General features: G+C 67.9%; 15 protein-coding genes. 9 read left to right on the top strand and 6 right to left on the bottom strand.

What is annotated here, in order from left to right; all coding sequences use genetic code 11:
* The first annotated feature begins 36 nt into the window (after positions 1–36).
* Both azu and WCD84_RS03670 read left to right on the top strand, forming a co-directional pair.
* The gene (azu, locus tag WCD84_RS03675) at positions 37–762 is read left to right on the top strand and encodes an azurin (RefSeq protein ID WP_343278402.1); all 726 of its coding nucleotides are present in this window, start codon (positions 37–39) and stop codon (positions 760–762) included.
* 149 nt (positions 763–911) lie between these two features.
* A complete protein-coding gene (locus WCD84_RS03670) occupies positions 912–1,631 on the top strand; it encodes a DUF1428 domain-containing protein (protein WP_343280478.1) in 720 nt (239 codons plus the stop codon).
* 51 nt (positions 1,632–1,682) lie between these two features.
* Here WCD84_RS03670 and WCD84_RS03665 read toward each other — a convergent pair whose 3' ends face one another.
* From WCD84_RS03665 to WCD84_RS03645, 5 genes are all read right to left on the bottom strand, one after another.
* Positions 1,683–2,210, bottom strand: a complete 528-nt coding sequence (locus tag WCD84_RS03665; protein ID WP_343254191.1) for a cytochrome b — start codon at positions 2,208–2,210, stop codon at positions 1,683–1,685.
* A 144-nt stretch (positions 2,211–2,354) separates the two neighbouring features.
* Positions 2,355–3,299, bottom strand: coding sequence for an aldo/keto reductase (locus WCD84_RS03660; RefSeq protein ID WP_343280512.1), 945 nt, complete (start codon positions 3,297–3,299; stop codon positions 2,355–2,357).
* Positions 3,300–3,578: 279 nt separating this feature from the next.
* Positions 3,579–4,109 (bottom strand): hypothetical protein, encoded by a 531-nt coding sequence (locus tag WCD84_RS03655; protein ID WP_343280477.1) that lies wholly within the window; start codon positions 4,107–4,109, stop codon positions 3,579–3,581.
* A 78-nt stretch (positions 4,110–4,187) separates the two neighbouring features.
* Complete coding sequence (locus tag WCD84_RS03650) at positions 4,188–4,739, bottom strand: YaeQ family protein (protein WP_343280476.1); 552 nt, start codon at positions 4,737–4,739, stop codon at positions 4,188–4,190.
* 42 nt (positions 4,740–4,781) lie between these two features.
* Positions 4,782–5,021 (bottom strand): hypothetical protein, encoded by a 240-nt coding sequence (locus tag WCD84_RS03645; protein WP_343254186.1) that lies wholly within the window; start codon positions 5,019–5,021, stop codon positions 4,782–4,784.
* Between the two features lie 143 nt (positions 5,022–5,164).
* On the opposite strand from WCD84_RS03645, the gene yghX reads away from it, so the two are divergent.
* The 3 genes from yghX to WCD84_RS03630 all read left to right on the top strand — a co-directional run bounded on the left by yghX (position 5,165) and on the right by WCD84_RS03630 (position 6,686).
* A complete protein-coding gene (gene yghX / locus WCD84_RS03640; RefSeq protein WP_343254185.1) occupies positions 5,165–6,052 on the top strand; it encodes a YghX family hydrolase in 888 nt (295 codons plus the stop codon).
* 108 nt (positions 6,053–6,160) lie between these two features.
* Positions 6,161–6,499: a YkgJ family cysteine cluster protein gene (locus tag WCD84_RS03635; protein WP_343280475.1), complete on the top strand. Its 339-nt coding sequence runs from the start codon at positions 6,161–6,163 to the stop codon at positions 6,497–6,499.
* 43 nt (positions 6,500–6,542) lie between these two features.
* The gene (locus tag WCD84_RS03630) at positions 6,543–6,686 is read left to right on the top strand and encodes a hypothetical protein (protein WP_343280474.1); all 144 of its coding nucleotides are present in this window, start codon (positions 6,543–6,545) and stop codon (positions 6,684–6,686) included.
* Between the two features lie 7 nt (positions 6,687–6,693).
* On the opposite strand, the gene WCD84_RS03625 is transcribed toward WCD84_RS03630, so the two are convergent.
* Positions 6,694–7,593: an acyltransferase gene (locus tag WCD84_RS03625; RefSeq protein ID WP_343280473.1), complete on the bottom strand. Its 900-nt coding sequence runs from the start codon at positions 7,591–7,593 to the stop codon at positions 6,694–6,696.
* A gap of 344 nt (positions 7,594–7,937) precedes the next feature.
* Between WCD84_RS03625 and fdnG the strand changes: the two genes are divergently transcribed.
* The 4 genes from fdnG to fdhE all read left to right on the top strand — a co-directional run bounded on the left by fdnG (position 7,938) and on the right by fdhE (position 13,644).
* Positions 7,938–11,006, top strand: coding sequence for a formate dehydrogenase-N subunit alpha (gene fdnG / locus WCD84_RS03620; RefSeq protein ID WP_343280472.1), 3,069 nt, complete (start codon positions 7,938–7,940; stop codon positions 11,004–11,006).
* A 10-nt stretch (positions 11,007–11,016) separates the two neighbouring features.
* A complete protein-coding gene (fdxH, locus tag WCD84_RS03615; protein ID WP_343254180.1) occupies positions 11,017–11,955 on the top strand; it encodes a formate dehydrogenase subunit beta in 939 nt (312 codons plus the stop codon).
* Positions 11,948–12,592 (top strand): formate dehydrogenase subunit gamma, encoded by a 645-nt coding sequence (locus WCD84_RS03610; protein ID WP_343254179.1) that lies wholly within the window; start codon positions 11,948–11,950, stop codon positions 12,590–12,592. The genes fdxH and WCD84_RS03610 overlap by 8 nt, the downstream gene beginning before the upstream one ends.
* A 122-nt stretch (positions 12,593–12,714) precedes the next feature.
* Positions 12,715–13,644: a formate dehydrogenase accessory protein FdhE gene (gene fdhE, locus WCD84_RS03605; protein WP_343280471.1), complete on the top strand. Its 930-nt coding sequence runs from the start codon at positions 12,715–12,717 to the stop codon at positions 13,642–13,644.
* Positions 13,645–13,646: the final 2 nt, after the last annotated feature.

Below are 13,646 nucleotides of genomic sequence, written 5' to 3'. Positions count from 1 at the left end.
CCATCATTGACCAGATCCCACACAACGAGGTGCACGATGAAACTTCACGCTTCCCTGCTCGCGGCCGCCTGTGCCCTGGCCCTGTCCGCCTGCGGCGGCGAGTCTCCGCAATCACGGGACACCGCCGCCAGCACCCCGACCACGACCCCGGCGCCAGCGGCTTCCGCCGACGAAGACGCGAAGGTCGATCCGGCCTCGGTACCCGAAGCACCATGGGGCCAGGTGCCGGCGGACGGCTCGATGGCTGGCGCCGGCGACCCGGGCGATTCGGCCGGAAACGGCGGTGACGGCCAGGGTGCGGAGACCGGAAACGTCTCGACCCCCGCTGACAGCGCCACCGACGCTACCGCCGATGCCGGTGCCGCGGCTGCCGGTTCCGGCTGCGCAGTCGCCATCGAAGGCAACGACATGATGAAGTTCAACCTGTCGTCGATCAGCGTGCCGTCGACCTGCAGCGAGTTCACAATCAACCTCACCCATACCGGCCAGCTGCCCGAGGCCGCGATGGGCCACAACGTAGTCGTGACCGCATCCTCGGACATGGCGGGCGTCGCGGCCGACGGGATCTCGGCCGGCGCTTCAGCCGGCTACCTGAAGGCGGGCGACGACCGCGTCATCGCCGCGACTGAAATGATCGGCGGCGGTGAAAGCACGTCGGTCACCTTCGACGTCTCCAGGATCAAGGACGGCGGGCCCTACCAGTTCTTCTGCAGCTTCCCCGGCCATGCCGCGCTGATGAAGGGCACGATCAGCGTCAACTGAGGCACGCGCATTCGCGCCGGGCGTCGCGCCCGGCGCGTTGCCGGCGCCGACGGACGGCCGCGCGATCGACCACATGGCGATGCCACCAGGCGTATGTTCGAACCTCCAAAGGGCGGGCGCCGCCTGCCCTGCGACCCATGGAGGTGCCCATGTACTACACCGGTTTGATCGCAGCCGTTCCAACTGCCCGCAGGCAGGACTACATCGACCACGCCACGGCAACGTGGCCCGTATTCCGGAAGTACGGCGCCACCCGCATGATTGAAACCTGGGGCGTCGACGTGCCCAGGGGCAAGGTCACCGACTTCCATCGCGCAGTGGAGGCGAAGGACGACGAGAGCATCGTGTTCTCGTGGATCGCCTGGCCCGACCGCGCGACCTGCGATTCCGCGTGGCAGAAGATGGAAGCGGACGAGGCGATGCAGCAGACGGGCGAAATGCCCTTCGACGGCAGTCGCATGGTTTACGGCGGCTTCGCGCCCGTGTTCGAGCCGGGTGAGCCGGCCGGCGCTGGCTGGTACCAGGGCTTCGTGCTGGCGGTGCCGGCGGCAAACAGGGCCGCGTACATCGACATGGCGAAGCAGGGCTGGGAGATGTTCGCCAAGGGCGGCGCGCTGGGCATGGTCGAGGCCTGGGGCGAAGACGTCCCGCACGGCAAGCGCACCGACTTCTATCGCGCTGCCAAGGCGGTCGAGGGCGAGGTGCCGGTGTTCAGCTGGATCGCCTGGCCGGACCAGGCGACCTGTGACGCGGCGGCCAAGGCCATGGAGGCGGAGATGGCGGCAGCAGACGGGATGCCCGAGATGCCCTTCGACGGCATGCGGATGATGTGGGCGGGCTTCGAACCGGTCTTCGATTCCGGCGCCTGAAATACGCCTGCCGCAGCCCCGGGCCGTCACGACGGCCCGGGGTGCAAGGCGTCAGAGCATGCGCCGCAGGACGCCGTCCTTCTTGACGAAGTGATGCACCAGGGCCATGCCGCCATGGCCGACGATCATGAGCAGCAGCAGCCAGGCGATCGGCGGATGCAGGGTGCCGATGGTGGCGAGCCACGGAATCTCCTCGCCGCGCGCCGCGAACTCGATGCCGAACGCGGTCAGTCCATAGCCGTTGCCGATCATCAGGCTGATCCCGGTGAGCGGCATCAGCAGCATCGCCGCGTAAAGCAGCACGTGCCCGGCCTTGGCCACGAAGCCGAGCAGCGGCGGAGGCGGCGCTTCGGGACGGCTGCCGAAGTTGCGCGCCGTCCACACCATCCGCAGCAGCACCAGCAGAAGCAGCAGCGTGCCGATCGAGATATGCCATGGCACCAGCGTTTGCCCGACCCAGTGTTCGCCATCGTCGATGCGGTCGAACAGCTTGAGTGCCTGCCACAGGATCAGGACGGCCATCGTCCAGTGCAGCACCCGGGACACGGTGCCATAGCGCTCTTTGGTGTCTTTGCTCACGTGTTGCTCCTTGGCTGGCTGGACAGTATCGGCCGCTGTAATGACAGCCGGTCCGGATTCCGCTGGCGGCATGGTGATGACGACATGGTGCCAGCGGCTGCGCCAGGATGCGTGACCCGGAGTGGCCGGTGACGACTGTTCGCGTCAGCGGCCGGCGGCGTCCAGCTCCTTGAGCGCCGCTGGCGGAAGCGTAAGACCGGCGGCCGCGGCCAGTTCGTCGAGCTGCTCCACGCTGGTGGCGCTGGCGATCGGCGCAGTAACCGCCGGCTGCGCCATCAGCCACGCAAGCGCGACCTGCGCCGGCGTGGCGCGGACATCGGCGGCGACCTTGCGCAGCACGTCCAGCAGCTTCAGGCCGCGATCGTCGAAATAGCCCTCCAGGAAGCCCGCACGCGCCTTGCCCTGCAGGTCCTCGACTCGCTTGTACTTGCCGCTCAGGAAGCCGCTGGCCAGGGAGAAATAGCTCACCACGCCCAGCTGGTATTCGTCGGCGACGGCGGCCAGGTCCGATTCGAACGCAGCGCGGTCGGAGAGGTTGTAGAGCGGCTGCATCACCTCGTAGCGCGGCAGGCCCTGCGCCCCGGAGATCGCCAGCGCCTCGCGCAGGCGGCCGGCGTCGTAGTTGGATGCGCCCAGCGCGCGCACCTTGCCGGCCTCGACCAGCTTCGCGAACGCACCCACGGTTTCCTCCAGCGGTACGTCCCGGTCATCGAAGTGGGCGAAATAGACGTCGAGGTAATCGGTACCGAGCCGCTTGAGCGAATCGTCCACGGCCGCGGCGATGTTGTCCGCCGACAGCCCCTTGCGCGGCTCCCATTTGCCGACCTTGGTCATCAGCACCACGTCGTCGCGGCGACCGCGGCGGGCCAGCCATTTGCCGATGACGGTTTCGGATTCGCCGCCGGACAGACCCGGCCCCCAGGCCGAGTAGACGTCGGCGGTGTCGATGGCGTTGAAGCCCTGTTCGACGAAACGGTCGAGCAGCGCGAACGAGCGGGCCTCGTCGGCGGTCCAGCCAAAGACGTTGCCGCCGAAGACCAGCGGCGCGATTTCAATGCCGGAGCGGCCGAGCTGACGTTTTTTCATGATTCCTTCCTCCTGGAAGCCTGTTGGTTCTCTTGTTGGCTGCGATGGCGATCAGCGCACGGCGCCCCGCTCGGCACGCCCTCCACCGCCGTGGCCTGGCAATCGGTGACTCCGTCAGGCATCGGCGCAGAGCACGGGTCGCAGGCGCCGGGATCAGGTCGCCGGCCGCTATCGAACCCTCGTAAAACGCGTCGGGCCACTATGCTTCAAATCCACCGCGCTGGAGGCACGACGGAGGGATCACGCTGTTCCATCGCACGCAGGGCTCGACCACGCCTGCGCTTACAGCGTGGTTGTCACCTCGGCGCCGCGGCCTGCGAGGAATTCCCCGGCGCGCGCATGCTCTTCCCGGGACAGGGCGTGCACGACCACCGTGGTGCGTCGCGCATCCATGGCATCGTGGGTGGCCTGGATATAGCGGTCGTGATCGGGCCGGATCGACACCAGGCCGCCCAGCAGCAGTCCGCCAACCGCGCCAAAGGCGGTGGTCACCAGGCCGGCTGCCACCGGCGAGCGGGCCACGAAGGGGACGCCCATCCACATCATGATGCCGAACGCGAGCGCACCCGCGACCGCGCCGGCAATGCCCAGGCGCAGGTGCGCCACCAGAATCGTTCGCCAGATGCCGCGGCCTTCCGGCTCGAGCTTGATGTTGGCGTCCGGCTCGTCGGGCTCGATCAGCTTGACCTGCGACGGCTGCATGCCGGTCTCGGCGATCAGCGCCGCCGCCGCATCACGGGCCGCGACACCGGTGCTGAAGACCGCCGCGAGCTTGCTGTTGGATACTTCGCCGGTGAGTGGATTGTCGGACATGGTGCAGGCTCCAGATGGCCAGCACCGATCATTCCAGACCCGGCGTCCTTCGCACGTGAGCAACCGGCGCCCGGGCGTTCAGGCGTCCGGCCGCCCCATCCGCCAGCGCGGCCTGATCGCTACAGTGCCCCGACTGCCGAGCAGCTGCAGCTCGCCGTCCTCGATCATCGCCGTCAGGCTCATGCTGCGCTCCAGAAGATCGGCCGACGCCTCCACCGCAGCGGCATCCAGGTCCACCACGGCCAGGTTCTTCAGGCGCGACAGGGTGCTCCCGACCTTGCTCCACCAGACCTCGGCGGCGCCACCGGCATAGTTCACCACGGTGACCTCCCGGGCGCGGCCGCAGGCTTTGCGGATGCGGCTTTCATCGGGCTGGCCAAGGTCGATCCAGTGCTCGATGTCACCGGTATAGTCGCGCCGCCACAGGTCGGGCTCTTCCTCGTTGCTGAGGCCGCGGCCGAACTCCAGCTTCTCGTGCGCGTTCAGGGCAAACGCGATCACGCGCGCCATCAGCCGCACCGGCGTTTCCGAAGGATGCTGGGCAAGCGTCAGCGCGTGGCCGGCGTAATAGTGCCGGTCCATGTCGCTGACCTGGAGGTCGAGCCGGTAGATCGTGGCATTGGGGGCCATGTGCGCGCCATTTCAGGGAAGGCGCGATTGTAGACCCTGTGCTCAGCTGCACCCGCCGCAGCAGGTGCTGCCGCCGCTGACGTGGAGTTCGTGCACCGCCGGTTCCGCCTGGCAGCCGGCCTTGTCCAGGGCCTCCAGGATCTGTTCCCGGCTTGCGACCGACACCACGTCCAGGCGCCCGCTGGCGATGTCGATGGTGATCTTCGCGTCCGGATCGATCGGTCGAAGTGCGGCGGTGAGCGTGGTGGCGTCGAACGTTCCTGCGGACAGGTCGAACTGCATGGCGGTCTCCTTTGGACAGTGCCGGCAGGCCCGGCCGGACCATGATGTCGGCCGGCCGGGCCGCCTTCCTTGATGCGGGTCAAGCAGGCCCGGATTGCGGAGTATGGTGGTGGCACGCCGCCTTCCTCTTCGGGAAACCGCCAATGACACGCCTGACCGCCAAGGATTTCTCCCCCGAGCTGCTCGAGCTCTACGACGGCTACGTGCACGGCCGCATCAGCCGCCGGCAGTTCCTCGACCGCGCCGGCACGCTCGCCATCGGCAGCATGACCGCGGTGGGCATCCTCGCCGCGCTCAGCCCAAACTACGCGCTGGCGCAGCAGGTGCAGTTCACCGATCCCGACATCGTCGCCGAATACATCAGCTACCCCTCGCCCAAGGGGCATGGCGAGGTGCGCGCATACCTGGTGAGGCCCGCCAGGACCGGGGTTCCCGTCCCCGGCGTCGTGGTCGTGCACGAGAACCGCGGGCTCAACCCCTATATCGAGGATGTCGCGCGGCGCGTGGCCAAGGCCGGATACGCCGCCCTCGCACCCGATGGCCTGAGCTCCGTGGGCGGATACCCCGGCAACGACGAACGCGGTCGCGAGCTGCAGCGAACGGTCGACCCGGAGAAGCTCATGAACGACTTCTTCGCCGCCATCGAGTTCCTGCTGGGCGACGCACGCACGACGCAAAAAATCGGCATCACCGGATTCTGCTACGGCGGCGGCGTCTCGCACGCCGCAGCGGTGGCCTGGCCGGAGCTCGCCGCGGCGGTGCCCTTCTACGGCCGCCAGGCCAGCCCCGGGGACGTCCCGCGCATCAAGGCACCGCTGCTGATGCACTTCGCCGAGGAGGATGCCAACGTCAACGCCACCTGGCCCGCCTATGAGGCCGCGCTGCAGGCCGCCGGCACGACCTACGAGGCGCACTTCTACGCCGGCACCGGCCACGGCTTCCACAACGATTCCACGCCGCGCTATGACGAGGCCGCAGCCCGGCTGGCCTGGGAGCGCACCCTGGCCTGGTTCCACCGGCACCTGGCCTGAGCGCGGCCGCAGGCCCGGTATCGGCCGGCGATGTCGCCTGCCGGGGCGTGCGCGGCGCGGCTGTTCATGCGGCGCACGCTAAGCTGGAGTTCCCAGAGCGTGCGAATCATGCCCTCCAGTATCCCGACCGGGACGCCTGAACCCGCGCTCGAGGCGATCGACTGCGCCTCCTGCGACGCCGTCTGCTGTCGAATGACGGTCGTGCTGCAGCCGGATGACAGGGTCGCCGAACACCTCACCGACTACACCGCCGCCGGGCTCCACGTCATGGCGCGAGACGAGTTCGGCTGGTGCGTCGCGGTCGATCCGGCCGGCGGCGGCTGCTCGATCTACGCGTCGCGCCCGGACGTCTGCCGCCGCTTTCCGATGGGCGGCCCCTACTGCCGCGCGGTGCGTGAAGACTACGCCGACCGCAACGCGCGCGGGATCCCGCTGCAGATGTTCTGACCCGGGGCGGTACACTGGGGCTTCCATAACTGACCGGTGACCCATGGCCAAGCCCAATTATTCATTTGAAAAGCGCCAGCGCGAGCTCGCGAAAAAGAAGAAGCAGGACGAGAAGGACGCCAAAAAGCGCGCCGAGCGCGAAGCCGCCAAGGCCGTCGCCGAGCCTGAACCGCCGCCGGGCGAATAAGACCGCCTCAGCTGCGCCCGTCGGGCTCAAGCAGGCGCTGCATGTCGGCATCCTTGTCCTGCCATAGCCCGTTCATCCACTGCTGGAAGCGGGCGCGGACGGCGCGATCATCCTGGTAGCGCCCTCCCATCACCCCGGTCGGGATCGGCCGCTGCCGCACCAGTACGCGCACTTCGGGGATCCGCCCCGCCATCAGGTCGACCATGGTCGGGCGTCCGGCGGGATAGGCGATGGTGACGTCGAGCAGCGCATGCAGCGCATCCCCCATCGCATCGATCACGAATGCGACGCCCCCGGACTTCGGCTTGAGCAGGTGCTCGTAGGGCGATGACTGCGCGGCATGCTTCTCCAGCGTGAAGCGCGTGCCTTCGACGAAGTTCATCACTGCCACCGGCATCGCCAGGAACTTGTCGCAGGCGCGCCGCGTGGCTTCCATGTCGCGCCTGCCAAGCTCGGGATTCTTCGCGATCTCACGCCGCGTATAGCGGCCCATGAACGGGAAATCCAGGGCCCACCACGCCAGGCCCAGCACCGGCACCCAGAACAGCTGCCGCTTGAGGAAGAACCTCAGCAGCGGGATGCGCCGGTTGAACACCTTCTGCAACACCACGATGTCCACCCAGCTCTGGTGGTTGGCGAGCACCAGGTAGTGGCCGTCGGCATGCAGCGCCGCATCGCCCTGCAGCTGCAGATGGACGCGGGTACCGGTGAAGCGGTCGATCATCGCGGAGTTGGCACCGATCCAGCTTTCCGCCAGGACGGCAAGGATCCGGTTGCAGCCGCGCCGCACGCGATCGATGGGCAACAGCGCCTTGAACACTGCCACCAGCAGCAGCGGCAGCGCATGCAGCAGGGTGTTGAGGACGATCAGCGACAGGACCAGGCCCGCGCGCAGCATCTGGATCATCGGGACACCTTCCTGCCACCCGCGGCCGCGGGCAGCGCCACCCGCCCGGTGGCTTCCGATGCGCGAACCGCCTCCAATGCCACTGCCCTGCTGCCCGTCATTGTCCCATTCCCGTTCCGTTGGTCACGCCCGGACGGCCTGCTGTCCTGCAGTCCAGGTCGCTTCACCCGTGTGGTTTACCTATTCACCGGCGAAGTCTATCCTGCGTTCTGGCGTTCCACGCGCCAGGCAGGGCGTGGCATTCCAGCAAGATAGGTCCGCGATCCGACGCCGCCACGCACACGCGGGTGACAACAGGCAGACGCCACCGGACTGTCCAGCCACTTCAACTCGAGGATCGCTTCATGGTCAGCATGAATCGACGGCAGTTCCTCAAGGTCTCGGGCACCGGGCTCGCCGGCTCAAGCCTGGCGCTGCTCGGCGCCAGTCCGGCACCGGCAATGGCCGAGGTGCGCCAGTTCAAACTGGCGCGCATGACCGAGACCAGGAACACCTGTCCCTACTGTTCAGTCGCCTGCGGCATCCTCATGTACGGTCTGGGCGATGGCGCGAAGAACGCCGCCTCAAGCATCGTCCACATCGAGGGCGACCAGGACCATCCGGTCAACCGCGGCACGCTCTGCCCCAAGGGCGCCGGCCTGCTCGACTTCGTCAACAGCCCCAACCGGCTCAAGCAGCCGGAATACCGCGCGCCCGGCTCGGACAAATGGGAGGCGGTGTCCTGGGATGACGCCATCGACCGCGTCGCCCGGCTGATGAAGGACGACCGCGACGCCAACTTCGTCACCACCACCGAAGACGGCAAGACGGTCAACCGCTGGCTCACCACCGGCATGCTCGCGGCCTCGGCCAGCCCCAACGAAGTCGGCTACATCACCCACAAGGTGATCCGCAGCCTCGGCATCCTTCCATTCGACAATCAAGCCCGCGTTTGACACGGCCCGACGGTGGCAGGTCTTGCCCCGACGTTTGGCCGTGGAGCGATGACGAACCATTGGGTCGACATCAAGAACGCGGACGTTGTACTGATCATGGGCGGCAACGCAGCCGAGGCCCATCCCTGCGGGTTCAAGTGGGTCACTGAAGCCAAGGCGCACAACGCCGCCAAGCTGATCGTGGTCGATCCGCGCTTCAACCGCTCGGCATCGGTCGCGGACTATTACGCCCCGATCCGCACCGGCACCGACATCGTGTTCCTGGGCGCGGCGATCAAGTGGCTGATCGACAACGACCGCATCCAGCACGAGTACGTCCGCAACTACACGGACATGAGCTTCATAGTGCGCGAGGACTTCGCGTTCGACGAAGGCACGTACTCGGGCTACAACCCGGAAACGCGGACCTACGACAAGTCCAGCTGGGACTACGAGCGCGGCGCCGACGGCTTCGTCGCCACCGACCCGACGATGCAGCACCCGCGCTGCGTCTACCAGCTGCTGAAGAAGCACTACGAGCGCTACACGCCGGAGATGGTCGAGCGCGTCTGCGGCACCACCAAGGAAGAGTTCCTGACCGTGGTCGAGATGCTGGCGACCACCGCCACCCCCGACCGCGCCGGCACCATCCTGTATGCGCTGGGCTGGACGCAGCACTCCATCGGCTCGCAGATCATCCGCACCGGCGCCATGCTGCAGCTGCTGCTGGGCAACATCGGCATCGCCGGCGGCGGCATGAACGCATTGCGCGGGCATTCCAACATCCAGGGCCTGACCGACCTGGGCCTGATGACCAACCTGCTGCCGGGCTACCTGACCCTGCCCAACGAGGGCGAGCAGGATTACCAGGGCTATATCCAGGCGCGCACCCAGCACGCACTGCGACCCAACCAGCTCAGCTACTGGCAGCACTACTCCAGGTTCCACGTCAGCCTGATGAAGACCTGGTGGGGCGATGCCGCGACCGCCGAAAACGACTGGGCCTTCGACTACCTGCCCAAGCTCGACCGTCCCTACGACATGCTGCAGACCTATGAGCTGATGGATGCCGGCAAGGTCAACGGCTACATCTGCCAGGGCTTCAACCCGCTCGCGGCCGCGCCCAACAAGGCGAAGATGAACTCGTCACTGGCGAAGCTGAAGTACATGGTCGTCATGGATCCGCTGGTGACCGAGACCTCCGAGTTCTGGAAGAACTACGGCAAGCACAACGACGTCGACAGCGCCGCCATCCAGACCGAGGTCATCCGCCTGCCCACGACCTGCTTCGCCGAGGAGGAAGGCGCGCTGGTGAACTCGGGACGCTGGCTGCAGTGGCACTGGAAGGGCGCCGAACCGCCGGGCCAGGCCAAGAGCGACATCGAGATCATGGCCCTGATCCACATGCGGCTGCGCGAGCTGTATGAAACCGAGGGCGGCGCCTTCCCCGACCCGATCCTCAACCTGACCTGGGACTACGCCCGGCCCCGGCATCCCAGCGCGACCGAGCTGGCGATGGAGTACAACGGCCGCGCGCTCGACGACCTGCGGGCGGCAAACGACCCCTCGCGCATCACCCGCCGCGCGGGCGAGCAGCTGTCCGGCTTCGGCGAGCTGCGCGACGACGGCAGCACCGCCAGCGGCTGCTGGATCTATGCCGGTGCCTGGACCCAGGACGGCAACATGATGGCGCGTCGCGACAACAGCGACCCGACCGGCATCGGCCAGACCCTCAACTGGGCCTGGGCGTGGCCGGCCAACCGCCGCATCCTGTACAACCGCGCCTCCGCGGACACGGCCGGAAACCCCTTCGACCCGAAGCGGCCCCTGGTGTACTGGGACGGCGAGCGCTGGGGCGGTGCCGACGTGCCCGACTACAAGGGCGACGAGGACCCGGCCGACGGCATGGGGCCCTTCATCATGAACCCCGAAGGCGTGGCCCGCTTCTTCGCACGCGGCGCGATGGCAGAAGGCCCGTTCCCGACCCACTACGAGCCGTTCGAAACGCCGCTGGGCTACAACCCGGTCTACCCGGACTCGCAGCAGGCCACCAGCAACCCGGCCGCGCGCCTGTTCGACAGCGACCGGGCGACGATGGGCACGGTGGCGGACTACCCGTACGTGGGGACCACCTACCGGCTCACCGAGCACTTCCACTACTGGACCAAGCACGCGAAGCTCAATGCGATCCTGCAGCCGGAGCAGTTCGTGGAGATCGGCGAAGGCCTGGCGCACGAGATCGGCGTCGGCAACGGCGACCGGGTGCGGGTCTCGTCCAAGCGCGGCCACATCGAGGCCGTGGCGGTGGTGACCAAGCGCATCCGCGCGCTGAAGGTCGACGGCAAGACCGTGCACCACGTCGGCATCCCGATCCACTGGGGCTTCGTGGGCCTGGCCAAGCCGGGCTACCTGGCCAACACGCTCACGCCCTCGGTCGGCGACGGCAACTCGAACACACCCGAGTTCAAGTCGTTCCTCGTGAACGTGGAAAAGGCATAGGAGACGCGCAATGGCCCTGCAATCGCTCGACATCAAACGCGTTTCCGCCACCACCACCCAGCCGCCGGTCATCCGTGAACCGGTCACGGGCGGGGTCGCCAAGCTGATCGACGCCAGCAAGTGCATCGGCTGCAAGGCCTGCCAGGTGGCGTGCATGGAGTGGAACGACCTGCGCGACGAGGTCGGTGACAACGTCGGCGTGTACGACAACCCGGCCGACCTGACCCCGCACTCGTGGACGGTGATGCGCTTCGCCGAGCACGAGAACGAGGACGGCGGCCTGGAGTGGCTGATCCGCAAGGACGGCTGCATGCACTGCGAGGACCCGGGCTGCCTGAAGGCCTGCCCGTCCCCCGGTGCGATCGTGCAGTACACCAACGGCATCGTGGATTTCCACGAGGAGAACTGCATCGGCTGCGGCTACTGCGTCACCGGCTGCCCGTTCGACGTGCCGCGGATCTCGAAGAAGGACAACAAGGCCTACAAGTGCACGCTGTGCTCCGACCGCGTCGCGGTCGGCCAGGCGCCGGCCTGCGCCAAGGTCTGCCCGACCGGCGCGATCGAGTTCGGCACCAAGGAGCGGATGATCGAGCACGCCGAGCTTCGCATCACCGACCTGAAGTCGCGCGGCTTCGAGAATGCCGGGCTGTACGACCCGGCCGGGGTGGGCGGCACCCACGTCATGTACGTGCTGCACCACGCCGACAGGCCGGGGCTGTACAGCGGCCTGCCCGAGGACCCGAGGATCAGCCCGATGGTGGCGCTGTGGAAGGGTGCGGCAAAGCCCCTGGGCCTGGCCGCGATGGCGCTGACCGCCGTGGCCGGGTTCTTCCACTACGTCCGCGTCGGCCGCAACGTGGTCAGCGAAGACGAGGAGCGCGAGGCGGAAGCATCGCTGGCCGAGGGTCCGCCCGCGGGCAGCCGCGCAGAGGAGCATCGCCATGACTGAGCATCGGCCACCCCGCGAGATCCTCCGCTACAGCGCCAACGAGCGCACCAACCACTGGCTGGTGGCGATCAGCTTCGTGCTCGCCGGGCTGTCGGGGCTGGCGCTCTACCATCCGGCGATGAGCTGGCTGTCGGCGCTGTTCGGTGGCGGCCCGTGGACACGCATCCTGCATCCCTTCATCGGCGTGTTCATGTTCGTGGTGTTCTTCCTGTTCGCCGCGCGCATGTGGGGCTCCAACCGGATCGAGGCGCGCGACCGGCAATGGCTGCGCCAGATCGACGACGTGGCCGCCGGACGCGAGGACCGGCTGCCGGAGGTGGGACGCTACAACGCCGGGCAGAAGCTGCTGTTCTGGGCCCTGGTGGCCTGCATGCTCGGGCTGCTGGCCACGGGCGTGGTGATGTGGCAGCCCTGGTTCGCACCCGCCTTCCCGATCGGCTTCGTCCGTTTCGCGTCGGTGCTGCACGCCATCCTGGCCACGGTGATCATCTGCATGATCATCTTCCACGCGTACGCCGGCCTGTGGGTCAAGGGCTCGATGCGCGCGATGCTGCAAGGGCCCGTCACCCGCGGCTGGGCGTGGAAACACCACCGCGGATGGCTGCGCGAACTGGACCGCGACACCGACGGCAAGTAACGCCGGCCGCGGCGCGACCGCGGCTTTGCCCTCGCCGACGGCAATGACCTAACCTGCCCCTTCGGGGAGTCACCGGCGCGCCCCTGGCGCGCCGTCCTTTTATTGCTGCCCATGGAGGCACCGTGCCGCGCATCCTGCCGCGAGGCGAGATTGAAAACCTCGACCACACCCGCATTCCCCGCATGCGCATGCCGCAGCGCGCGGGCTTCTTCTCCGATCGCGCCGCGCGCCTGCGCAGCCTGGCCGAAACCAGTGCGGTCGGCGACTACCTCCGGCTGATGGCAAGCCTGGCGGAAGCCCAGCACCGCGCGCTGAAGGGCTTCACGCCGCCGGCGCCCGATCCGGACGCGGTCGCATTGGCGAAAACGCACGACATGCCACCGCTGCCGGCCACCAGCCTGGCGCGCGGCGCCGAGTGGCGCGTGCTGCTGGCGCTGCTGCTGGATGACGTCGGCGGCCATGCCGATACGCCCGCGCAGGCCGTCGAAGCCTGCACCGCCCTGCGCCGCACGCTCGAGTCCACCCCGCAGCGGGTCGAGGAGATGGCCGATGCGCTCCTTGCCGGCCGCGTCGAAGGCGCGGACGTGGCGCCTGCGCCCTTCGTCATGGCTGCGCTGCAGGTGTACTGGACGGCGATGGCGGTCGGATTCGAGGAGTCGCAGCTGCCCGTCGGCAGCTTCGGCCTTTGCCCCTGTTGCGGCACGCCACCGGTGGCCAGCGTGATCCGCGTCGGCGGCGCCCACGACGGCTACCGCTACCTGTGCTGCCCGCTGTGCAGCTGCGAATGGCACCTTGAGCGGGTGAAGTGCTCCCACTGCACCAGCACCAAGGGCATCGCCTACCACTTCATCGAGGATGGCCCGGAGGCGATCAGGGCCGAGTCCTGCGACGCCTGCAAGAGCTACCGCAAGATCTTCCACCAGAACAAGGACCTGTACGTGGAGCCGGTGGCAGACGACCTTGGCAGCCTGGCGCTGGACATGCTGATGGGCGAAGAAGGCTACGCCCGCCGCAGCGGCAACCCGCTGCTGTGGCAGGACACCGGGGACTGAGC

Source organism: Luteimonas changyuni (assembly GCF_039548395.1).
Lineage (GTDB): Bacteria > Pseudomonadota > Gammaproteobacteria > Xanthomonadales > Xanthomonadaceae > Luteimonas.
This window is presented reverse-complemented; position numbering and strand designations above follow the sequence as displayed.